Consider the following 21,529-nt stretch of genomic DNA (forward strand, 5'->3'; position numbering starts at 1 on the left):
GCGGACAGCCCGGCGGCGGGGTTCGGCGCACGGCGCGGCGTGCTTGCCACTGCGCTGGATCGGGCGCTGGAGGCCGAGGGCGCGATGCAGCAGGCGGCCCGCACCGCGGCGCGGCGCGCGACCTTGCTGGCGCGCCTGAAGGACGCGATGCAGGACGCGATGCAGGACGCGGCCCCGGGAACAGTCGAGGACGCGGGCGAGGGAGCGGGCTGGCAGGAGAGCACTGGCGCACAGGACGCATCGCTGTCGCCAGACCGGATCTTGCCTGCGGCAGAGCGTATGCTGGCCGGGTTGGACCGCATTGCACAGGCGGCACAGGCACGGCAGGCAGCGTCGGCCAGCCTGGCCACGCTGACCCAGGCACGAGAGGCGGCAGCGCAGGCGTTGCAGGCGCACGAGGCGGCGCTGGCACGGCTGACATCGGATGGCTGGGCGAAGGGTCTGGAGGCCGAGGCGATCCTGACGCGCCTGCCGGACCTTGAGACACTGGCGCAGATCGAGAGTGAACGCAGCACCCTGGCACGGCGGATCGCGCGGATGGAAGCGGCGCTGGCCGCGTTCGAGGCGACAATGCAACCGCTGCGCGCACCGCTGGGCCTGACGACGACGGCAGAGGTCAGCGAAACCCTGATGGTGGCGCGTCAACGCGCGGCGGATGCTGCGGCGTTGCAGGCGCGGATTGGCGCCCTTGGCGAAGAGCTGTTGGCGGCGCGTCAGGCCGAAGGGGCGGCGCAGGTCGCCCTGGCTGCCAGTGCCGCCGAGATTGCATCTGTCCTGGAGGGGCAGGCGGATGTGCCCGATGTCGCGCCCCGCGAACATGTCGGCGCCCTGGCCGCGCGCGATCAGATGCGCGCCGCTCTGGCCCGCCTGAACGAGGAGCACGCGCGTGCGGCGGGCGATCTGGAGCCGCAGGCGCTGGCGGCGGAGGAACAGGACACCGACCCGGCGCGGCTGGCGCGCCTTGGGGCCGAGCTGGCCGAGGCAGAGGCACAGCGCGACGCGGTGCTGCGCCGGTCGGGAGAGGCCGACGAGGCGCTGCGACAGGCGATGGCGAGCGGGGGCGGTGCGGAGATTGACCAGCGCCGCGCCACCGCGCTTGAGAGCCTGCGTGAAGAGGCTCGGCTGGCGGCAACCAAGCTGTTGGGCCTGATGGCGGCCCAAGGGGCCTTGCGCCGGTTCCGACAGGAACGTCGCGGCGACATGCTGACCGCGACCGAGGCGGCCTTTGCGCGGTTGACGCATGGCGAATGGCCGCGTCTGGAAACCCGGACCACCGGCAAATCGGAACGCCTGGTGGCCCTGCGCGACGGCGAGCCGGTGACGGCCGAGGGCATGTCGACGGGCACGCGGGGCCAATTGTACCTGGCGCTGCGCATTGCCGGCCATGCGGATTTCGTGGCCCGCAACGGGGCGCTGCCCTTTGTCACCGACGATATCCATGAAACGTTTGACGATCCGCGGGCGCGGGCCGCGCTGGAACTGGCCGGAGAGATGGGTCAGATCGGGCAGGCGATCCTGTTCACCCATCATCGCCACCTGGTCGATCTGGCGCGTGACGTGCTGGGGGATGTGCGGGTGATCGAACTGACCAAGTAGGCGGCGTCGGCCTGAAACCGGCGGCGGGGCCGCGTCTGCGCACAATCGCTGTTCGTGGGGGCGATGACGTGCGGTCTTGTTGCGCGGCGGTGCGGCCCATAGGTTCGGCACAATCCGCCCGCGGGGCGCCGTGCAAGGCGGCGCATCCCAAGGGCGCTGTCGCATTGTCTTGTACGACCCGCGCATCGGAGGCGCGTTCGCCATGAAGAATATCGGTTTCCTGTCTTTCGGACATTGGAGCCCCGGTCGCGGGTCGCAAACCCAGACCGCCGCCGACACCCTGTTGCAATCCATCGACCTGGCCGTCGCGGCCGAGGAGCTGGGGGCCGACGGGGCCTATTTCAGGGTGCACCATTTCGCCCGTCAGCTTGCCTCGCCCTTTCCGCTGCTGGCGGCGGTTGGCGCGAAGACCAGCAAGATCGAGATCGGCACCGGCGTCATCGACATGCGCTATGAAAACCCGCTGTACATGGCCGAAGATGCCGGGTCGGCCGACCTGATCGCGGGCGGGCGTCTGCAACTGGGGATCAGCCGGGGATCGCCGGAGCAGGTGATCGAGGGCTGGCGGCACTTTGGCTATGCGCCGCCCGAGGGGGGCACGGATGCCGATATCGGGCGCCATCACGCCAAGATCTTTTTCGACGTGCTGCGCGGCGAGGGGTTCGCCCAGCCGAACCCGAACCCGATGTTCCCCAACCCGCCGGGATTGCTGCGGCTGGAACCACATTCCGAGGGGCTGCGCGACCGGATCTGGTGGGGCGCGGGGTCGAACGCGACCGCCGTCTGGGCGGCGGAGCTGGGGATGAACCTGCAAAGTTCGACCCTGAAGGACGATGAGACGGGCGAGCCGTTCCATATCCAGCAGGCCAAGCAGATCCGCGCCTATCGCGAGGCCTGGAAGGCCGCGGGTCACAAGCGCACGCCGCGTGTTTCGGTCAGTCGCAGCATATTCGCGCTGACCAACGACATGGATCGGGCCTATTTCGGGCGCGGCGAAAAGGGCAAGGATTCCGTGGGGTATATCGATGCCAACACCCGCGCCATCTTTGGCCGCAGCTATGCCGCCGAGCCGGACAAGCTGATCAAGGAACTGGCGCAGGACGAAGCGGTGGCCGAGGCGGATACGCTGCTGCTGACCGTGCCGAACCAGTTGGGGGTCGCGTACAATGCGCATGTGATCGAGGCGATCCTGACCCATGTGGCCCCGGGCCTCGGCTGGCGCTGACATCCCGCGCGGGAGGCTGAGGCGAGGCGCTTCGAGCACGACCCCGACTGAGGACTGTAAACGGCGCCTTGCAAGGCGTTCGACCCCCTGGATGGCGCTGCCGTTCAGGGGGTTTTGCGTATGGCAGGGTGGATTTCGCGTCTTTTTCGCCCCGGCGGACATGAAACGCGATTCTATGACTTTACATCATTACGGACCGATACTAATTGCACGCAGCCGACCGGCACGGGGCTGAGTCTCGCCCCCCGCTGGTCCCTCTGCCCGTTGGGGCTGTGAAGGGTGCTGCGATGAATTCCATCGGTCTGATGCTTTATGAAGCCGCGACGCTGCTGAAACGCGAGTTCGAGCGGAGCGCGAAGCCCCATCGGCTGACGCTGATGCAGTGGCGCGTGCTGGCCAGCCTGGCCGAACGCGATGGCGTGACGCAGACCGACCTCATGGCGGATCTGCGCACCGGCGCGATGACGATCAGCGACGTTGTCGAGCGGTTGGAGCAGGTGGGCCTGGTCACGCGCGAGGTGGATGCCAGCGACAACCGTGCCAAGCGTGTCTGCATCACCGCGAAAGGGTCCGCCCTGCGCGCCGAGATGCGCGTGCTGGCCGAACAGGTCTACGCCCGGACGCTGGAGGGAATAGACCCCGAAGAGCGCGCGGTCACCGAACGCGTGCTGACCCGGATTGCCGAGAATTTACAGGACCGCAAGGCCCCGAAGAAGGAAATGAAGACATGAGCGTGGCCGAGAAGAAACCCGTCGATCCGACACCCGTCCCCGAGATCGCGCAAACCGCTGCGCCGCCCGCGGCAGCGCCGGCGCAGGGCAAACCGCGCGGCAAGGGGCGCCGCCGGGTGCTGATGTTTGCCGTTCCGGCGCTGCTGGTGCTGGGGGGCGCCTATGCCTGGCTGAGCGGCGGGCGCTACATGGATACCGACAACGCCTATGTGCATCAGCCGCTGGTGCCGGTGTCGGCGGATGTCGCGGGGCGCATCGTCGAGGTGAATGTGAGCGAGAACATGAAGGTCGCCGCCGGCGACGCGCTGTTCCGCATGGATTCGACACCCTATGACATTGCGCTGGCGCAGGCGGATGCCGCGCTTGCCGCTGCCCGGTTGTCGGTCGAGCAGCTGCGCGCGAACTATGCCACCGTCGCGGCCCAGCTGGAGGCCGCGAAGGGCATTCTGGATGTTCAGAAACGCGAGTTGGACCGCCAGGATTCGTTGTCGCAGAAGGGGCTGTCTTCGGCCACGACCTATGACGAGGCGGTCATGGACGCCCGGCAGGCGCAAAACAGCGTCACCGTCGCGCAGCAGCAGTTGAACGCGGCGGCGGCGGCCCTGGGCGGCGATCCGAAGATCGCCACCGACGATGTGCCATCGGTGCGCGCGGCCAAAGCGCAGCGCGATGCGGCGCTGCGCAACCTGGACAAGACCCGCGTGGTTGCCCCGATCGGTGGCGTGGTGTCGCAGATCGACAGCCTGAACGTGGGGCAGTATCTTGGCACCGGGTCGACCGTGGCCAGCCTGGTGAACACCGACGACAGCTGGATCGAGGCGAACTTCAAGGAAACGCAGCTGACCAAGATCGCGGTGGGGCAACCGGTCGAGATCGACGTCGATGCCTATCCCGACCTGCATCTGAGTGGCGTGGTCGAGAGCATCGGCGCCGCGACCGGATCGCAGTTTTCGCTGATCCCGGCGCAGAACGCGACCGGCAACTGGGTCAAGGTGGTGCAGCGCATCCCCGTTCGGATTCGCATCGACAGCGACAGCCGCGGCCTGCTGCGTGACGGGATGAGCGTTCAGACATCGGTGGACACGGGCAAGAGCCACCTGGACGACCTGCTATGAGCGCCAAGCCGGTCTATTCCGCGCCGGCGGTCCGTGTCGCGGCACCGGGCTGGCTGACCGCGTCGATCATGCTGGCGACGATCATGCAGGTGCTGGACACGACCATCGCCAACGTCGCCCTGCCGCACATGGCGGCGAGCCTGGGGGCGACGCAGGAAGAGGTGACCTGGGTCCTGACCAGCTATATCGTCGCTTCGGCCATCGCGACGCCGCTGACCGGCTGGGTGGCGGACAGGTTCGGCCGCCGCGCGGTATTCGTGACGGCGATCGCGGGCTTTGTGCTGACCTCGCTGGCCTGCGGGCTGGCGGTTGGGCTGCCCGAGATGGTGGCCTTTCGCATCCTTCAGGGGATTTTCGGCGCGGTGATCATACCGCTGGCGCAGGCCGTTTTGCTGGATATCAACCCGCGCGAACGCATCGGGCAGGCGATGGCGGTCTACGGCGCGGGCATCATGATCGGTCCGATCATCGGCCCGACGCTGGGCGGCTGGCTGACCGAGGTGTTCAACTGGCGCTATGTCTTTTTCATCAACCTGCCGGTGGGGATGATCGCCATGGCCGGGGTCTGGGCCTTTCTGCCCAAGGAAGACACCCGCAAGCGGCGCTTTGACGTGTTTGGCTTTGCGATGCTGGCGGTTGCCGTGGGGTCGCTGCAGTTGCTGCTGGATCGCGGGCAATCGGTCGATTGGTTCCATGCGGTCGAAAGCTGGATCTATCTGGGTCTGATCGTCGGTGGTACTTGGGTCTTTATCGTGCATTCGTTTACCGCCGCGGACCCGTTCGTCAATCCGCGCATGTTCGCGGACCGCAACTTTGCGATGGGGCTGATCTTTATCTTTGTCGTCGGGCTGACGATGTTTTCCGGCCTCGCCCTGCTTCCGCCGCTGCTGCAAAAGCTGATGGGCTATCCCGTGATCTCGACCGGGATCGTGATGGCGCCGCGCGGCGTCGGCACGATGGTGTCGATGATCCTGGTCGGGCGGCTGGTCAGCGTCATCGATTCCCGCGCGCTGGTGTGTTTCGGGCTGGCGGCGACGGCGGTGTCGATGTGGATGATGGCGGGGTTCAGCGTGGGCATGGATGCCCATCTGATCGTGATGTCGGGTATCCTTCAGGGTTTTGGGCTGGGCTTTGTCTTCGTGCCGCTGTCGACGCTGACCTTTGCCACCATCGACGCGCGGTTCCGGGGCGATGCCACCAGCATGTTCAGTCTGGTGCGCAACGTGGGGTCGGGCGTGGGCATATCGGTTGTGACGACGGTTCTGGCACGGATGAGCGTGGTCAACCACGAGGAACTGGGCGCCAGCCTGACCGCGACCGCGCCGCAGGTGCAAATGCAGATGCCGCAGCTGATTGGCGGATCACGGGGGCTGCTGGCACAGGCGGATCAGATGGTCAGCGCGCAGGCGGCGATGATCGGCTATGTCGATAACTTTCTGCTGATGATGTACCTGACGCTGGCGGTGTTTCCCATCGTGCTGTTCCTGCGCAAACCCCCGGCGCATGGTCCCGCGCCCGAGGTCCATGCGGCGATGGAATAGCACCGGACGGGCCGGCGGCCCATCGACCGGCGGCTGGCGCATGATTGGCGGCCCGGAGTCTGACACAGGCTCCGGGCCGTTTGCGTTTCACACGGTCTCGGGGTGGGCGCGCGCGGGCGTGCCGGTCAGGCGCAGCGGCGCGCCCTTGGGCACGGCGGCCAGCAGGCGGCGGGTATAGGGATGCTGTGGCGCGCGCAGCACCTCGTTCGTCAGGCCGGTTTCGACGATCTCTCCCCTGTACATCACCGCGATGCGATGGCTGACCCGTTCGACCACGGCAATGTCGTGGCTGATGAACAGGAACGACAGGCCTTCGGTGCGCTGAAGGTCTGCCATCAGGTCGGTGATACGCCGTGCGTTCGAGACATCGAGGGCCGAGACAGCCTCGTCCGCGACGATGATCGCGGGACGCACGGACAGGGCGCGGGCGATGCAGATCCGCTGGCGCTGGCCACCCGAGAACTGGTGCGGATAACGATCCGCGGCCTCTGCGGGCAGGCCGACGCGGGTCAGCAGATCGGCGGCCAGCGCGGCGCGGTCCGAGCCGCGCGCGACGCCGTGCAGAAAGGCGGGTTCGGTCACCAGATCGCGGATGCTCATCCGCGGGTTGAGCGAGGCGTAGGGATCCTGAAACACCATCTGGATACGGGCGCGATGTGGTTTCAGCGCCTTGGGCGACAGGCCGGTGATCGGCGTGCCATCCAGCGCGACCACGCCCGAGGTCGGTTCGATCAGGCGCAGGACAGAGCGCGCGAGGGTGGATTTGCCACACCCGGATTCCCCCACCAGCCCAAGGGTTTCACCGCGCCCGAGGGTGAGGGAGACGTCGCGCACCACCGGCGTCGGCGCGGTGCGCGACAGCAGCGAGGTGCCGCCGAAACTGGTGCTGAGATTGCGGACCTCCAGCAGGGTTCGGGCGCCTTTCAGGGGGGCGGGTGCGCCCGTTCCGAGACGGGGCGAGGCGTCGATCAGTTCCTGCGTATAGGCGTGGCGCGGGGCGGCAAACAGGGCCGGGGTGCGCGCCTCTTCGACCTTGCGCCCTTTCTGCATGACGACGACGCGGTCCGCGATTTCGGCCACCACGCCAAGGTCATGGGTGATGAACAGCACGGCCATGCCCATGTCGCGTTGCAGATCGCGCAGCAGGGTCAGGATCTCGGCCTGGGTGGTCACGTCGAGGGCCGTCGTCGGTTCATCCGCGATCAGCACTTCGGGTTCGCAGGCAAGCGCCATGGCGATCATGACACGCTGGCGCAGGCCCCCCGAAAGTTCGTGCGGATACTGATCGAGGCGGCGGCCCGGATCGGGGATCATCACCCGGTCGAGGGCGGCACGCGCCGCCGAGCGCGCCTCAGCGCCGCCGAGGCCGCGATGCAGGCGCAGGGTTTCCATCATCTGCTGACCGATCCGCATCACCGGGTTGAGCGAGGTCATCGGTTCCTGAAATACCATTGCGATGCGGTCGCCGCGCAGGGCACGCAGGGCGGCGGCGGGCAGGGTCGTGATCTCGACCGGGTCGATGGTGCCGAGGCGGATCGAGCCACCGTTGATGCGCCCGCCCTCGCGTTCGATCAGGCGCAGGATCGACAGGGCAGTGGCGGATTTGCCGGACCCGCTTTCGCCGACCAGCGCCAGGGTTTCGCCGCGGTGGATGTCGAAGGACAGCCCGTGCACGGCCTGCACATCGCCAAAGGCAATGCGCAGGTCCTTGACCGACAGCAGCGGCGGGTTGTGCGGGCGCAGGGTCATTCGGCGGCCAGACTTTGCAGGAAGGGGGCCAGAGGTGGGGTCCAGCGGCGGCCGGGCGTCAGGCGGGCCTCGAACGGGTCATCGCCAAAGACCTGCCAGTGCAGGGTTTTGCCAAGTGTCAGCATGCCCCAGGCGCGGGCGGGTTCGCCGCCGGTGGTGAAGCTTTCGGTCAGGCTCTGCTGGGTCATGTGCGGGATGCCATCGACGGTGGTGACGGTGTTCCAGTGGACGTGCCCGGCGATGCAGGCGACGGGGACACGGGCCTGCGCCAGTGCCTGACGCGCGCGATCCGCCTGCGGGTAGGTCGAGACAGAGGCGTTGCGCTGAAAGTAGTAGTTGCCGATCTGGCTGTGGCCCGAGACGGGGACGTGGCTGGCCACCAGCGTCGGCTTTTCGGCCTGCTGGGCCATGCGCGACAGCCAGAGCAGATCGGATTCTGGCAGGTCGAAGCCGGGGGTGGCGGTGTTGCGATGGATCTTGGCATCGGCGCGCCAGAGCGCTAGCTGCCAGTCGCCCAGGTCGATGACCTGGCTTTGCAGGGGAGTGCCGAGGATCGCTTCGTTATCGGCCACGCCGAGGTGATCACGGTCGTGGTTGCCGCAAATGTGGTGGATCGGCGCGTCGAGGTGCGACAGGGCCTCAGCCACCTCACGCTCCAGCCGGTTGTCGGTGGGGGTGTCGATGTCGGAGATGCGGTCGCCCAGATCGAGGATCAGGTCGGGGGCCTCGGCGTTGGCCCATCTGGTGAAATCGGCCAGCAGGTCCAGCGCCGTATCGCCACGTTTCGTGTGCGATGGGGCGCCGTGGTGGATGTCGGTGACAATCGCGATGCGGGTCATGGTTTTGTTCCGGGATGAGGGGGCGAGGGAGGTGAAAAGAGGGGGCCGGGCGACGCGATGCCGCCCGGCCCGGCCACGATCAGCTACCGGCGAGGGTGATGGAGCCGGCGCGGAAATCGAGCACGTAGGGGATGTGGCCCTGTTGCGGTGCCCAGTCGACCGACTGCTTCATGCCCCAGCTTTCAAACGGGCGGTACAGCGGCAGCACGGGCGGATCCTGCTTGATCCGCTCCATCAGCTCGGCGTAGGCCGCGCGGCGGGCGTCGACGTCTTTCGAAAAGCGGAAGCGGTCCCATTTTTCGGCATAATCGGCATCGGTGTTGAAGCGGCCTTCGCCCTCGGACGGGCCGTCGGGCGCCCACATGACGCCGAAGCTGCCAAAGGGGTCGGCAAAGTACATCGGGTTCGACCAGTTGCGCGCCATCATCTCGGGGTCGTTGCCCGACCACTGATCCTGCACGTTGACGCGTCCGTTGATCCCGACGGCGGCCCACATTTCCATGATCGCCTGCGCGGCCAGCAGACCGTTGGTGTAATAGGTCGCGGCGGTGTCATAGGTGATCTCGAACCCGTCGTAACCGGCCTCTTTCAGCAGAGCCTTGGCCTTTTCCGGGTCATATTCGAACGTCTTGAGGTCGGGCATGTAGAGATCGCCCATTTCCATCATGGTATGCGAGGACGGCACGATCGCCTTGCCCTGCCACAGCGCCTGGTTCAGCGTGTCGCGGTCGATGGCCAGGCTCATCGCCTGACGGATGCGGGGATCGGCCAGCTTGGGGTTGTTCTGGTTCATGATCATGACATGGAACAGCGCGGTGGCCGAGCCTTCGGTCTTGAGGCTGGGGTCATTGTCGATCAGGGCCAGCTGGTCCGGGGCGATATTGGTGACGATATCGGCCTCGCCCGTTTTCAGTGCGGTGATGCGGCTGGCGGTTTCCGAGATCTGCACGACCGTTGCGCGATCCAGCGGGGCCTTGTCACCCCAGAAGTCCTCGAAACGTTCCCAGACGATTTTCTCGCCCGGCATGAATTCGGCCACCTTGTAGGGGCCGGTGCCGACGGGGGCCATCGAGAAGGCCTCGTAGTCGCTGTCTTCGGCCACGTCGGGATCGCCGGTCAGGGCCTTGGTATAGTCTTCGGGGATGATCATGATCTGCTGGAGCGAGATCAGCGTTTCCCACAGGGGTTCTTCGCGCACGGCATGGATGCGGACGGTATAATCATCGACCTTTTCCGCGCCCGAGAAATTGCCCAGGCGATCCTTGGCGCGCACCGCGTAGGGCGCGAACGTCGCCTGGAACATCCGGTTGAGCGAAAAGACCACGTCATCGGCGGTCATATCCTCGCCGTTGTGAAACGTGACGCCCTGGCGCAGCTTCAGCTCCATCGTGGTGGGGTCGATCAGTTCCCACGACGTGGCGAGGGCGGGGACCCAGACCGACTCCAGCTTGGAATGGTCGCGGTCGATCAGGGTGTCGAAGCTGTTGTAGTAGAACTGCGATCCGACGTTGGAATGGTCACGGCCCGGATCGAGGTAGGCCGAGACGTTGGCGGCGCCGACGGTGATATCCGCGGCATAGGCCGCGGTTGTCAGGGCGGCCGAAAGGGCGGTGGTGAGCATCAGTCTGAACATGATAATCTCCGGTAAGGGGTTGAGAAGGTTGGCAGGGGCCGCTTTGGGCGGCTCTTGTTGGTGTCAGCGGTCGCGCAGGCGGACATCGGCGCGGTCACGCAACCAGTCGCCCAGGATCTGCACGGTGAAGGTCAGCAGCACGATCAGCCCGGCGGGGATCAGCACGATCCAGGGGGCGGTCGGCATGTAGTCGCGCCCCAGCCCCACCATCGAGCCGAGCGAGGGCGTGGGCGGCTGCACGCCGAGCCCGAGAAAGCTGAGCGTGCTTTCCAGGATGACGATGTTCGACAGCGCCAGCGTGAACTGCACCACGAGGGGCGAGACGATGTTGGGCAGCAGGTGACGCCGCGCGATATAGGCGGTGTCGCCCCCGGCGGCGCGCGCGGCCTCGATAAACGGTTGCGAGGCAAGGCGGCGGACCTCGGCGCGCACGATGCGGGCGTATTGTTCCCACCCGGCGATGCCGAGCACGAAGATCAGCACGGTCAGCGACGAGCCGAGCAGCGCCAGCACCAGCAGGGCGACGAGGGTGAAGGGAATGGCGATCTGCATGTCGACCAGCGCCATGATGCCATCTTCGGCCCAGCCGGGGCGCAGGCCCGCGACAAGGCCCAGCAGGCCGCCGATGGCCAGCCCGATGACCGCCCCGCAAAAGGCCAGCGCAAGCGTCAGGCGCAGGCCATACAGCCCGCGTGAAAACACGTCGCGGCCCAGTTCATCGGTGCCGGCGAAATGGCCGGGGCTGTAGCGGTCAAACCCCAGCGGCGGGCGCAGGCGCGCGATCAGGCTTTGATCCAGCGGATCGAACGGCGCGATCAGCGGGGCAAGGATGGCCGCCCCGGCCAGCAGCACGGCCAGGCAGAGCGCGACCTTCTGGATGAGGTTGGTTGCGGCGGGGCGGCGCGTGCGGGTGATCGGATCTGCGAGCGTTGTCATGGGGATGGCTCTCTCTTCAGCTCTGCGCAAGGCGGATGCGGGGATCGGCCAGCGCATAGGCGATGTCGGTGGCGGCGTTGATCAGCACGACGGCGACAGCGACGGTGATGACGCCGAATTGCAGCACCGGGTAGTCGCGCACGATGGCGGCGTTCACCAGAAGCTGCCCGATGCCGGGCCAGGAGAAGATGCTTTCCACCACCACGCTGCCCGCGGCGGCGAGCGAGGCGATCTGCAACCCGATGACCGAGATCACGGTGATCGAGGCATTGCCGAAACCGTGGCGCATGACGACCCAGAATTCCGACAACCCCTTGGCGCGGGCGGTGCGGATGTATTCCTGGCCCAGCACGTCGAGCATGGCGTTGCGGGTAAAGCGGGTCAGGGCGGCGATCAGCACCCCCGACAGGGCGATGGTGGGCATGATGAAGTGTGCGGCTGTGCCGTTTCCGACCACGGGCAACCAGTTGAGCGTGTAGGAAAAAACCAGGATCATCACGATGGCGAGGATGAAGGCGGGCACGGCGTAGCCTGCGAAGGCCACGACCATCACCACCGACCCGATCCAGCTTTTGCGGTAGACGGCGGCGAGGACACCGAGGGGGATCGACACCAGCAGCGTCAGGCCCACCGAGGTCAGCAGTAGTTGCGCCGAGGGCCAGAGGCGGTGTGCGACGACCTCGGTCACCGGGCGCCGTTCGACGAAGGACAGGCCGAAATCGCCCGAGGCCGCCGCCCGCAGAAAGGCCAGGTATTGGTGCCAGAGAGAGCGGTCGAGCTGAAAGTAGGCGATCAGCGTCGCGCGCCCCTCGGCCGTCAGACCTTCGCCCAGAAAGGTGTCGATCGGGTTGCCGGACAGGCGCGTGGCGATGAAGGTGATGGTCAGGATGGCGAACAGCGTGATCACCATCTTTACGAGGATTCTCAGCAGGTAAGCGGCCATCACAGGGCCTCCTCTTGTACGGCGGCGGGACGTTGCAGATGCAGGAAAGGCAGGCCGGCGGCACGGGCGGCGCGGCCATCGGTGGCGGGATTGTCACCGACAAACATCGCTTGCGCAGGGGCGGTGTCACCAAGTGCGAGGGTCAGCATCAGCGGGTCCGGCTTGCCCGGGCTGTGCCAGCACAGGGCCGGGCGGATCGCCCGCAGCGCGGCCAGCAGCGCGCCGGTTTCCGCGATGGGCTGTCCGGAATGGCTGGGGTGGGACAGATCCTCGTTCGCGACCCAGAGCGGCGCGCCACGGGCGGCGAGGCTGAGCAGGGGCCCGAAATCATCGATCCCGAAGGCCGGATCGCGGCAGAGCAGGGCGGCCTGCGGCGCGGGATGCGTGGTGTCGAACCCGAGGTCGCGGGCCGCCGCGACCAGCGCCGGGCTGGCGTGCAGGCACAGACGTGTCACCCCGAGGCGGGCGATTCTGTGCAGCGCCACCTCGCCCGCCAGCAAGATGCGCCGCGCCGGAATATCCAGGCCGAGCGTGGCCAGTTGCGCGCTGAGCCGGGCACCGGTGGTGTCGGAATTGTTCGAGACAACCCAGAGCCGCGACCCGCATTCGGCAATGAATTCAGCCGCATCCGCATAGGGGCGCCCTTCGGAGATGAGGCAGCCGTCAAGATCGCAGAGCACGCGTTTCGCATGCGAAACATCACGGGCGTCGAGCGCCTGGCGCAGCAGGGTCGGCGGATATTGGGGGATCGTCGTGGCGTGCAAGTCTCGGGCTCCTCGGATCTGGGCCGGGGTGTCCGGCTGTCTGAGGCCCCAAATGACCGGTCGCTGTGACGTGGCTGTAACAAAGCAAAGCTAGAGTTTGGGCAAAGCAAAGCTGGCCTGCGAGGAATGCGATGTCCCTGTCGAATGTGCGTCTGGATGCGGTGCGATTCGTGGCGGAAACGGGGTCATACGCCGGCGCGGCGCGGGTGCTGGGTGTGACGCAGCCGAATATCTCGCAGCAGGTGCGCAGCCTCGAGGCGGACTATGGTGTGCGGCTGTTTGCGCGGCTGGAGGGGCGGCTGGTCCCGACCGCGCTGGGTCAGAAGCTGTGCGATGCCGCTGAACGCATGGCCGAGGCGCGCGGCGATGCCGAGCGTTTGTTGCAAAGCCGGTCGTCGCTGGCGCGGGGAGAGATCACCATAGGGTTGGGAAATGCCATGCCGGGGATGGCGCTGGTGGCGGCGTTTCACAAGGCTTATCCCGGGGTTAGCATAAGGGTGGAAACCGGATCGCATGAAAAGATTACCCGCGCTGTGCTGAGCCATGGCGCCGATGTGGCCGTGTTGCCCGAGGTGCCGCAGGACCGCCGGTTCCGCCGCACGCACCTGGCGCGCACCGAGGTGGTGGCGATTGCGCCGCTGGCCCATCCGCTGGCCCGGCACGACAGCGTGACGGCCGATCAGTTGCGCCGCGAGCCGCTGATCTATCGCGCCAGCGGGTCATCGACGCAGCGGGCGGTGGACCGGATGTTCGCGCGCAGCGGTCCCGTGCCCGAGCCGTTCCTGACGCTGGATGCGCGCGATGGCTTGTACGAGGCGGTGGTCAGTGGCCTTGGCGTCGGGTTTTTGTGGCGCGACGGCACCTCGCGCGGGGATGGCATAAAGCGCCTGCCGATTGCCGAAATGGGGCGCGCCGAAACCCATGAGACGGTCTTTGCCCTGCGCGAGACGACGGGCAAGATTGTCGACGCGTTTTTCGACATGGCGGCGCATTTTGAGGGGGCACCGTCGGCATTGGCGGGCTGATCCGGGCTAAGCCCCTGAAATGGCTGAATTCCAACGTCGGTATTTGAACGGTATCCGAACGGTAACTGAGCGGTGCCAAATTGGGCAGAATGCACCTGGCGTGTGCCGTTTGCGGGGTCGCGACTTGTGGCGCGCGTTCGGATCGGGAACCCTCCTGCCCGAGGCAAGGGGAGTATGGCGATGGGTTTTGATCTGATCCTGCAAGGCGGTGTGGTGCTGGGGCATGGCGCCGTCGACCTGGGGCTGCGCAAGGGCCGGATCGCGGCAATTGCGCCGGGGCTGAGCGGCGGGCCGGTCAAGGTGCTGGCGGGCGCGCTGGTGACGCCGGGGCTGATCGAGACGCATATCCACCTGGACAAGTCCTGTCTGTCGGTGCCCGGTGCCGACGGGCTGGCGGATGCCATCGCCAAGGTCTCGGCGTTGAAGGAGGCCATGAGCGTCGAGGACATCATGGCCCGCGCCCGCCGCACGCTGGAGCGTTGCATCCTGCAAGGCACGACGCGGATGCGCACCCATGTCGAGGTCGACCCCGCCATCGGGTTGCGCGGCATCGAGGGGGTGAAACGCCTGCGCGAGGAATATAGCTGGGCCATCGATATCGAGATCTGTGTTTTCCCGCAGGAGGGTCTGTTCAACCGCCCCGGCACCGAGGCCCTGCTGATCGAGGCGCTGGAGGGCGGCGCCGAGGTGCTGGGCGGCTGTTCCTATGCCGACAGCGACCCCGGCGCGCATCTGCGAAAGGTGTTCGAGCTGGCGGTGCGGTACGGCGTCGATCTGGACCTGCATCTGGATTTCGACCTTGATCCGATGGGGGCCGAGTTGCCGGAGGTCTGTGCGCTGACGGTGGAACATGGGATGCAGGGGCGGGTCAGCGTCGGCCATGTCACCAAGCTGTCGGCCCTGCCCGCGGATCAGTTGGCGGCGATGGCGGAGAGGATGCGCGAGGCCGGGGTTGCGGCGGTGATCCTGCCCGCCACGGATCTGTTCCTGACCGGGCGGGGGGTGGATCACAACGTGCCGCGCGGCGTCGCCCCGGCGCACCGGCTGGCGGCGCAGGGGGTGTGTTGCTGCCTGTCGACGAACAACGTGCTGAACCCGTTCACCCCGTTCGGGGACGGCTCGCTGATGCGGATCGCCAACCTGTTCGCCAATGTGGCGCAGGTGGGGGATGCTGCGGGGCTGGAGGGGTGCTTTGGCATGATCTCAGCCCAGTCGGCGCGGGTGATGCGCCTGCCTGACTACGGGCTGGACGTCGGCGGGGTGGCGGATGTGGTGGTCTTCGACGCGGGCAGTGCGGCGTCGGCCGTGGCCGAGATCGCGGTGCCCTTGCTGGGGATCAAGCGGGGGCGGGTGGTGTTTGAGCGGGAGAAGGTGGGGTTGAAGTGGTGAGGGGGGTTAAAATGGTCTGGAGGACAAAGTATTGATTAATGAATCGATAAAGAAAGAAATGTATATCGAAGAAATCGACAGTTGCTTGGCGGCCAGTATGCAATTGGTTGATGCCTACGCCAAGTATCGCGGAATGATGGAAGGCATACAAGAAAACATAGATTGGCTTGACAAAGCGCCAATGCCTATAATCAGGCACGTGAATTCTGAGGTGGAGCTTATAAACTTTCAGTTTGTTATGCTTCCTTGGAGGCTTCTGGAGAAAAATAAAAAAGGTAAAGAGGCGCCGGGTGGGCTTGCAAGTTTAGAGGGGAAGGAGAAACGCGCCGATGGTGATCAAAACCAAACTCTAACACGTGTGTCGTGGTTGCTGAAGGACGGCCTCAGGAAGTGGCCAGATCTGTTTTCGACGCAATATAAATCGACCAGAGTTGAGGGGGTAAAATACCGTAAAGAACTGAGCTGCGAAGCGCTTGAGGACAGAAAGACCAAGCTTCTTGAGCATTGCGCTACAGTGGAATCTTTAGGTTCTGATGATATTTACCAAAAAATCGATATAATTCGTAATGAAGGCTATGCGCACAGCACTGCCCTCTCACATAAGCGAATTCTTAGGCCGGAGGACGGGTGGCAAGGCGAGATGTTAGTCAAGGAACTTCTGAGTTTCGGAGACTCTGTAATGGATCTATGTATTTGTATTGATTGTTACTGGCGGAATATGTCTCAGGTATCTTTAGATATGAGGATTTATGCTTCCAAAGCTATGAGCTTAGAATACTGGAAAATAATCAAGGGTGCGTGTGGCGATGATTGAGGGAACCGTCGTTCCGCTGTGATTTTTGGTTTTGTTTAATAGTATGACGATTTGATCGCCCCAAGCCTGGCGCGCGCTTGTCAGTGGGGTGGCCTCTGACCGTTCAGCGGAGCGCTTAATGGCGGCAATAGACCTCCCAGAGCCCCGCCCCGACTGCAAATGGCAAAAGCGCCAGCCCGTGGGGACGGGCAGGCGCGCCCGGCGCTTTCGGCTTTGCTCCGGCGGGGGGGCTGTTGGGGTGGTCAGCGACTTTGCGGGCCGCTCTCGCTCAGAGGCGGAAGAGGGCTTCGGGGGTGGTGACGAGGGCGAGGTGGCGTTGCTCGGGCGTCAGCCAGCCGAGGACGGTGTCGAGGAGGGCCGCGTCGTTGGGGTATTCTTCGGTCGTTTTCGCAAGGTTGTGCGGCCAGTTGGTGCCCCAGATCAGACGCTCGGGCGCGTGGGCGGCGAGGGCGCGGGTGTTGGCGGCGATGTCGGTGTAATCAGGCCCGCCGGTCTGGCTGCTCTCATATCCGCCGGTCAGTTTGAACCAGCAATTGCCCTTGTCGATCAGGCGCTTGGTGGCCGCGATCTCAGGCCCGTCGGGGGCGGCGCCGCGAAAGAACTTGCCGTGGTGGTCGAAGACCCAGTTGCTGCGCAGGGCGGCGAGGCGGGGTTCGTGGTCGAGGATGTCGGAGCCGTCGAATTGCACGGCCAGCACCCAGTCGTGATCGGCGCAGATCGCGTCGAGGTCTTCGAGCGCAGAGAGGCCGATGGCGCCGCCGGGCAGGTCCATCAGGCGGGCACCGATGACCCCGGCGTCGGAGAGGCGCTGCATCTCGGCCGCGGAGGTTTCGGGGGTGATGACGCAGACGCCTCGGGTTGTGACACCGGCGGCGGTCATGTCGGCAAGGCAGGCGAGGAGGTTTTCGTTATCGGCCTGCTGGGCGTTGCCCTGGGTGACGATGGTGCGCGAGATGCCGAGCCAGCCCATCATTTCGCGGTATTGCGCAGGCGTCGGGGTTTCGCCGCCGGGGTTTGGCGGGCCCCCGGGCAGGGCGGGAAAGCCGGGCAGGTACATGTGACACTGGCAGTCGACGGCCCCGGCGGGCAGCGTGATCTGCGGCGCGGGGCCGGTGAGGGTGCGGGTGATCATCAGGTGTCCTTGGGGGCAAAGTCGCGCAGGGCGTCGCGGTTGATCTCGATCCCGATGCCGGGGGCGTCGGGGATGGTGACGACGCCGTTCACATGCTCGATCGGGTGGGTCAGCACGGCCTGGCGGAAGGGGTTGTCGGTGCGGTCGAATTCCAGGATCGGCTCAATCGGGTTGACGCGCACGGGGTTCGGGATCATCGCGGCCATGAATTGCAGCGACGCGGCGATCTGTACGCCGGTGCCCCAGACGTGGGGAACGACGCGGATGTTGTGCAGGGCGGCCATGTCGGCGATGCGCTTCATCTCGGTAAAGCCGCCGCAGCCGCAGAGGTCGGGCTGGATGATGTCGACCGCCCGGGTTTCGATCGGTTCGCGCATGCCCCAGCGGGAATGCCATGTTTCGCCGCCCGCAACGGGGATCGGCTGTTTTTCCCGGATTTCGCGATAGGCGGCGAGGTGTTCGGGGGTCACGGGTTCCTCGAACCAGTCGATGCCGTAATCAGCGGCGGCGCGGCCAACCCTGATCGCCTCGATGGTGTCATAGCCGTGGTTGCCGTCGATCATCAGGCGCATGTCGTCGCCCATGGCGTCGCGGACGGCGCGGATGACGGCCATATCCTCGTCAAAGCCGAAGCCGATCTTGATCTTCATGGCGTGGAAACCGGCGGCGCGGTGGCGCGCGGCCTCTTCGGCGTTGTCCTGCACCCGGTCGACACCGTCACGCTTGAAGGCGCCGGTGGCATAGGCGCGCACCGTGTCGCGGAAACGGCCCCCCAGAAGGGTGGAGACGGGCACGCCGAAATGCTTGCCCTTGATGTCCCAGAGCGCGACGTCGATGCCCGACAGGGCCGTCAGGGTCAGGCCACGCTGACCCTGATCGCGCAGGGCGTTGTAGAGAACGGCCCAGACTTTTTCGGTTTCCAATGGGTTCATGCCGATCAGCCAGTTGGCATAGGCCTGCACCACGGCACGGTTCGGCCCGGCGGGGCCGAGGCATTCGCCCCAGCCGACCGTGCCATCGTCGCAGATCACCTCGACCAGGATATGCACGCGCTTGTCGAAGCGCATCGAGGCGCTTTCAAACGCCTTGTCGAGGCGGTGTTCGAGCAGGTGTGTCTTGACGGCTGCAATCTTCATCTGCGCTTACCGTTTGTAGGGCGCGATGAGGGCGGCCATCATTTCGTCCTCTTCCGAGGTGAGGTCGGAGAGGGGTGCGCGGACCGGCCCGGTGGCAAAGCCTTGCAGGCGCACGCCCGCCTTGATCGCGGCGACGGCATAGCCCTTGCGACGATTGCGGATTGCCATGAAGGGATAGAAGAAATCGTTGAGGATTTCGGTGCAGCGGGCGCGGTTGCCGGCGCGCAGGGCGTCGTAGAATTCGATGGCGAGGCCGGGGACGAAGTTGAACACGGCCGAGGAATAGGTGGTGAAGCCCGCGCCGAGGTAGGATTCGGCAAAGAGTTCCGCCGTGGGCATCCCACCTAGGTAGGTCAGGCGGTCGCCCATCTTGGCGGTGATCTGACGTACCAGGCCGATATCGCCCGAGCCGTCCTTGAAACCGACAAGGTTGGGGCAGACGTCGCAGAGGCGGGCCAGCGTGTCGGGTTGCAGGATCGCGTTGTCGCGGTTGTAGACCATGACGCCGAGGCCGGTGGAATCGCAGACCGCCTTGACGTGCGCAAAGAGGCCGTCCTGCGGGGCGTCGATCAGGTAGTGGGGCAGCAACAGGATGCCGTCGCCGCCCGCCTTTTCGACGGACCGTGCAATGCCCTTGGCGATTTCGGTGCCATAGCCGCAGCCGGACACGATGGGCACGTCGCCAGCCACGGATTTGGCCGCGGCGACGATGTCGGGGATCTCGTCAGGTGCCAGGGAAAAGAATTCGCCCGTGCCGCCAGCGGCAAAGAGGGTCGCGGCAGGATAGCTGGAGAGCCAGCCCACGTGCTCCTCGTACGGGGCGCGGGCAAATTTGCCATCTGCGCCGAACGGGGTGACCGGAAAGGACAACAGCCCCGACCCGAGTGCCGTCTTCAATGCGGTGTGATCCATGGCGCGCCTCCCTAACGTTATGCCGCGTTCAGGGGTAGCGAACTTACATGATGAATGTCAAGAATATGTATGATGAGTCAGGCGGTATTGCGGATCAGGGCGCGATAACGTTCCTGGCTGCCTTTGAGGTGGTGGCGCATGGCATCACGCGCCGCGTCCGCCTCGCCCGTGGCAATGGCATCGGCAATGGCGCGGTGTTCGGCGCTGATCATCGCGATGTAGGATTCGGGGCTGCGGGTGTTGCCATCACCTTGCAGCTTGGCGCGCGGGATCAGGGCGATGCCCAAAAGCTCAAGAAACTCACGAAACCGCGGGTTGTTGGAGGCGTCCGCGATGGCCAGGTGAAAGGTCAGGTCGGCCTCGGACGTGGCTTCGCCCGCTGCGGCGTGGCGCCGAATCTCGGCTTCGGCTTGGTAAATCGCCTCTTCCTGGGCGGGGGAACGGCGCGATGCGGCGAGGTATGCGGCCTCCATCTCGACCGCGACGCGCAGTTCCAGCATTTCGAGTATCTGCGAAATTCGGGCGGAATCGACCATCTGAAACGGGCGCTGCACCTCTTCCAGCGGCGGCAGGACGAAAACGCCCGCGCCTTGCCGCGGTTCGACCAGGTGATCGGCGCGCAGGGTGGCAATCGCTTCGCGGATGACGGTGCGAGAGACGGAGAATTCGGTGGTGAGCTGTGATTCGGAGGGCAGCTTGTCACCCGGCTGAAAGGCACCATCGGTAATCTGGCTGCGCAGATGACCGGCGACCGAGGCCACGAGATTGCGTTTGCCGCGCGGTGTTACCTGCTGTGCCATAAGTGCTTCCCTTCAGATTCCATAAGGACGATTGACGCGCGGATGTCAATTTCTGACAGCATAGATCATATGTGTTGACAGGTGATCATACAACTTGTCATACATCTTTCCGTCGGCGGTATGTGCCGCCAAGGACGATTGGGAGGAGAGACCATGACGTTCACCCGCTTTGCGCTGTCAGGCGCGTTGGCTGCCTTGATCGCTGTTCCGGCTGTTGCCGAGGATTGGCGCGGCTGGAATATTCACCCCGAAGGTTACCCGAACACGGTTGCGCTGGAGTCCTTTGCCAAGGACGTGGCGGAAAAGACCGATGGCCGGATCGAACCGACGGTCTACAACAACGCCACGCTGGGCGACCAGCCCGATGCCATCGAACAGGTGCGCAACGGCGGCCTGGATTTCGCGAACTTCAACATGGGTCCGATGGGCGAGATCGTGCCCGCGACCAACGTGCTGTCGCTGCCCTTCATCTTTCGCGATGTCGAGCAGATGCACACCGTGATGGACGGCGAGATCGGCCAACGCTTTTCCGATGCCCTGTCCGAGGCGGGGCTGGTCGCGCTGAGCTGGTTCGACAGCGGATCGCGCAGCTTTTACAACACCAAGCATCCGATCAAGACACCCGCCGACATGGACGGGCTGAAGTTCCGCGTGATGAGCAACGAGCTCTACGTGAACATGGTCGACGATCTGGGCGGCAACGCCACGCCGATGGCCTACGGCGAGGTCTATCAATCGCTGAAGACCGGCGTGATCGACGGCGCGGAAAACAACTATCCGTCCTTTGAGAGCTCGAACCACTACGAAGTGGCCAAGTATTACTCGATCACCAACCACCTGATCATCCCCGAGTGCATCTGCGTGTCCACCGCGACATGGGATGCCACCTCGGAGGAGGACAAGGCGATCGTGACGCAGGCTGCGGTCGACGCGGCGGTGTTGCAGCGTGAGCTGTGGGCCAAGCGTGAGATGGAGAGCCGCGCCAAGGTCGAAGCGGCCGGTGTCGAGATCAACGAGGTCGAAGATCCCAAGGCCTTCCAGGATGCAATGGCACCGGTCTATGCCGGTTTCCTGGAAGCAAACCCGGATCTGGAGCCGCTGGTCAAGGATATCCAGGCCACCGAGTAATCGTCAGCACACCGCAAAGCGCCGGGCCAGAAATGGCCCGGCGTCTGAGTTTCCGGTGCCGGTGTTCCGGCGCGCGGGCTGGCGTGGCCCGAAAACCTCAACGCCGATAAACGGCCGGCTG

18 protein-coding genes and 1 pseudogene are annotated in these 21,529 nt (G+C 65.4%); 9 read left to right on the forward strand and 10 right to left on the reverse strand.

Annotation, left to right across the window (positions count from 1 at the left end; genetic code table 11):
- From DL237_RS20555 to DL237_RS03690, 5 genes and pseudogenes are all read left to right on the forward strand, one after another.
- Positions 1-1,596 (forward strand): annotated as a pseudogene (locus DL237_RS20555) (hypothetical protein); the annotation flags it as partial.
- 202 nt (positions 1,597-1,798) lie between these two features.
- Positions 1,799-2,821 carry an LLM class flavin-dependent oxidoreductase gene (locus tag DL237_RS03675; RefSeq protein ID WP_119397951.1) on the forward strand — a complete coding sequence of 341 codons (1,023 nt, stop codon included), beginning with the start codon at positions 1,799-1,801 and terminating at the stop codon, positions 2,819-2,821.
- Between the two features lie 287 nt (positions 2,822-3,108).
- Complete coding sequence (locus DL237_RS03680; protein WP_119397694.1) at positions 3,109-3,552, forward strand: MarR family winged helix-turn-helix transcriptional regulator; 444 nt, start codon at positions 3,109-3,111, stop codon at positions 3,550-3,552.
- Positions 3,549-4,667 carry an HlyD family secretion protein gene (locus DL237_RS03685; RefSeq protein WP_119397695.1) on the forward strand — a complete coding sequence of 373 codons (1,119 nt, stop codon included), beginning with the start codon at positions 3,549-3,551 and terminating at the stop codon, positions 4,665-4,667. Before DL237_RS03680 ends, DL237_RS03685 begins: the two co-directional genes overlap by 4 nt.
- A complete protein-coding gene (locus tag DL237_RS03690) occupies positions 4,664-6,208 on the forward strand; it encodes a DHA2 family efflux MFS transporter permease subunit (protein ID WP_119397696.1) in 1,545 nt (514 codons plus the stop codon). The genes DL237_RS03685 and DL237_RS03690 overlap by 4 nt, the downstream gene beginning before the upstream one ends.
- Positions 6,209-6,295: 87 nt before the next feature.
- Here the strand turns inward: DL237_RS03690 and DL237_RS03695 are convergent, their stop codons facing one another.
- The 6 genes from DL237_RS03695 to DL237_RS03720 form a co-directional block, all read right to left on the reverse strand.
- Complete coding sequence (locus DL237_RS03695) at positions 6,296-7,957, reverse strand: ABC transporter ATP-binding protein (RefSeq protein WP_119397697.1); 1,662 nt, start codon at positions 7,955-7,957, stop codon at positions 6,296-6,298.
- Positions 7,954-8,796, reverse strand: coding sequence for a metallophosphoesterase family protein (locus DL237_RS03700; RefSeq protein ID WP_119397698.1), 843 nt, complete (start codon positions 8,794-8,796; stop codon positions 7,954-7,956). The genes DL237_RS03695 and DL237_RS03700 overlap by 4 nt, the downstream gene beginning before the upstream one ends.
- 79 nt (positions 8,797-8,875) lie before the next feature.
- A complete protein-coding gene (locus tag DL237_RS03705) occupies positions 8,876-10,429 on the reverse strand; it encodes an ABC transporter substrate-binding protein (RefSeq protein WP_119397699.1) in 1,554 nt (517 codons plus the stop codon).
- Positions 10,430-10,492: 63 nt separating this feature from the next.
- Positions 10,493-11,365: an ABC transporter permease gene (locus DL237_RS03710; protein WP_119397700.1), complete on the reverse strand. Its 873-nt coding sequence runs from the start codon at positions 11,363-11,365 to the stop codon at positions 10,493-10,495.
- A 16-nt stretch (positions 11,366-11,381) separates the two neighbouring features.
- Entirely contained in the window at positions 11,382-12,308 is a 927-nt protein-coding gene (locus DL237_RS03715; protein WP_119397701.1) for an ABC transporter permease, read from the reverse strand.
- A complete protein-coding gene (locus DL237_RS03720; RefSeq protein WP_158585583.1) occupies positions 12,308-13,072 on the reverse strand; it encodes an HAD hydrolase-like protein in 765 nt (254 codons plus the stop codon). The genes DL237_RS03715 and DL237_RS03720 overlap by 1 nt, the downstream gene beginning before the upstream one ends.
- Positions 13,073-13,203: 131 nt before the next feature.
- On the opposite strand from DL237_RS03720, the gene DL237_RS03725 reads away from it, so the two are divergent.
- From DL237_RS03725 to DL237_RS03735, 3 genes are all read left to right on the forward strand, one after another.
- Positions 13,204-14,097, forward strand: coding sequence for a LysR substrate-binding domain-containing protein (locus DL237_RS03725; protein WP_119397703.1), 894 nt, complete (start codon positions 13,204-13,206; stop codon positions 14,095-14,097).
- Between the two features lie 180 nt (positions 14,098-14,277).
- The gene (locus DL237_RS03730) at positions 14,278-15,486 is read left to right on the forward strand and encodes an amidohydrolase family protein (RefSeq protein ID WP_119397704.1); all 1,209 of its coding nucleotides are present in this window, start codon (positions 14,278-14,280) and stop codon (positions 15,484-15,486) included.
- A 31-nt stretch (positions 15,487-15,517) separates the two neighbouring features.
- On the forward strand, positions 15,518-16,300 hold the full coding sequence (locus DL237_RS03735) for a hypothetical protein (protein ID WP_147405308.1): 783 nt from the start codon (positions 15,518-15,520) through the stop codon (positions 16,298-16,300).
- 268 nt (positions 16,301-16,568) lie between these two features.
- Here the strand turns inward: DL237_RS03735 and DL237_RS03740 are convergent, their stop codons facing one another.
- The 4 genes from DL237_RS03740 to DL237_RS03755 all read right to left on the reverse strand — a co-directional run bounded on the left by DL237_RS03740 (position 16,569) and on the right by DL237_RS03755 (position 20,280).
- Complete coding sequence (locus tag DL237_RS03740) at positions 16,569-17,432, reverse strand: amidohydrolase family protein (protein WP_119397706.1); 864 nt, start codon at positions 17,430-17,432, stop codon at positions 16,569-16,571.
- Complete coding sequence (locus tag DL237_RS03745) at positions 17,432-18,568, reverse strand: mandelate racemase/muconate lactonizing enzyme family protein (protein ID WP_119397707.1); 1,137 nt, start codon at positions 18,566-18,568, stop codon at positions 17,432-17,434. The genes DL237_RS03740 and DL237_RS03745 overlap by 1 nt, the downstream gene beginning before the upstream one ends.
- Before the next feature lie 6 nt (positions 18,569-18,574).
- Complete coding sequence (kdgD, locus tag DL237_RS03750; RefSeq protein WP_119397708.1) at positions 18,575-19,480, reverse strand: 5-dehydro-4-deoxyglucarate dehydratase; 906 nt, start codon at positions 19,478-19,480, stop codon at positions 18,575-18,577.
- A 77-nt stretch (positions 19,481-19,557) separates the two neighbouring features.
- On the reverse strand, positions 19,558-20,280 hold the full coding sequence (locus DL237_RS03755; protein ID WP_119397709.1) for a FadR/GntR family transcriptional regulator: 723 nt from the start codon (positions 20,278-20,280) through the stop codon (positions 19,558-19,560).
- 153 nt (positions 20,281-20,433) lie between these two features.
- Here DL237_RS03755 and DL237_RS03760 point away from each other — a divergent pair, with 153 nt between their 5' ends.
- Entirely contained in the window at positions 20,434-21,408 is a 975-nt protein-coding gene (locus DL237_RS03760) for a TRAP transporter substrate-binding protein (protein WP_119397710.1), read from the forward strand.
- Positions 21,409-21,529: the final 121 nt, after the last annotated feature.

This window comes from Pseudooceanicola sediminis, assembly GCF_003575965.1.
Classification (GTDB): domain Bacteria; phylum Pseudomonadota; class Alphaproteobacteria; order Rhodobacterales; family Rhodobacteraceae; genus Pseudooceanicola; species Pseudooceanicola sediminis.

Coding starts and splice junctions, on each gene's coding strand:
- DL237_RS03730 (WP_119397704.1), top strand. CDS start 14,278: ATGGGTTTTGATCTGATCCTGCAAGGCGGTGTGGTGCTGGGGCATGGC.
- DL237_RS03695 (WP_119397697.1), bottom strand. CDS start 7,957: ATGACCCTGCGCCCGCACAACCCGCCGCTGCTGTCGGTCAAGGACCTG.
- DL237_RS03745 (WP_119397707.1), bottom strand. CDS start 18,568: ATGAAGATTGCAGCCGTCAAGACACACCTGCTCGAACACCGCCTCGAC.
- DL237_RS03675 (WP_119397951.1), top strand. CDS start 1,799: ATGAAGAATATCGGTTTCCTGTCTTTCGGACATTGGAGCCCCGGTCGC.
- DL237_RS03740 (WP_119397706.1), bottom strand. CDS start 17,432: ATGATCACCCGCACCCTCACCGGCCCCGCGCCGCAGATCACGCTGCCC.
- DL237_RS03725 (WP_119397703.1), top strand. CDS start 13,204: ATGTCCCTGTCGAATGTGCGTCTGGATGCGGTGCGATTCGTGGCGGAA.
- DL237_RS03690 (WP_119397696.1), top strand. CDS start 4,664: ATGAGCGCCAAGCCGGTCTATTCCGCGCCGGCGGTCCGTGTCGCGGCA.
- DL237_RS03710 (WP_119397700.1), bottom strand. CDS start 11,365: ATGACAACGCTCGCAGATCCGATCACCCGCACGCGCCGCCCCGCCGCA.
- DL237_RS03715 (WP_119397701.1), bottom strand. CDS start 12,308: ATGGCCGCTTACCTGCTGAGAATCCTCGTAAAGATGGTGATCACGCTG.
- DL237_RS03700 (WP_119397698.1), bottom strand. CDS start 8,796: ATGACCCGCATCGCGATTGTCACCGACATCCACCACGGCGCCCCATCG.
- DL237_RS03680 (WP_119397694.1), top strand. CDS start 3,109: ATGAATTCCATCGGTCTGATGCTTTATGAAGCCGCGACGCTGCTGAAA.
- DL237_RS03685 (WP_119397695.1), top strand. CDS start 3,549: ATGAGCGTGGCCGAGAAGAAACCCGTCGATCCGACACCCGTCCCCGAG.
- DL237_RS03760 (WP_119397710.1), top strand. CDS start 20,434: ATGACGTTCACCCGCTTTGCGCTGTCAGGCGCGTTGGCTGCCTTGATC.
- DL237_RS03705 (WP_119397699.1), bottom strand. CDS start 10,429: ATGTTCAGACTGATGCTCACCACCGCCCTTTCGGCCGCCCTGACAACC.
- kdgD (WP_119397708.1), bottom strand. CDS start 19,480: ATGGATCACACCGCATTGAAGACGGCACTCGGGTCGGGGCTGTTGTCC.
- DL237_RS03755 (WP_119397709.1), bottom strand. CDS start 20,280: ATGGCACAGCAGGTAACACCGCGCGGCAAACGCAATCTCGTGGCCTCG.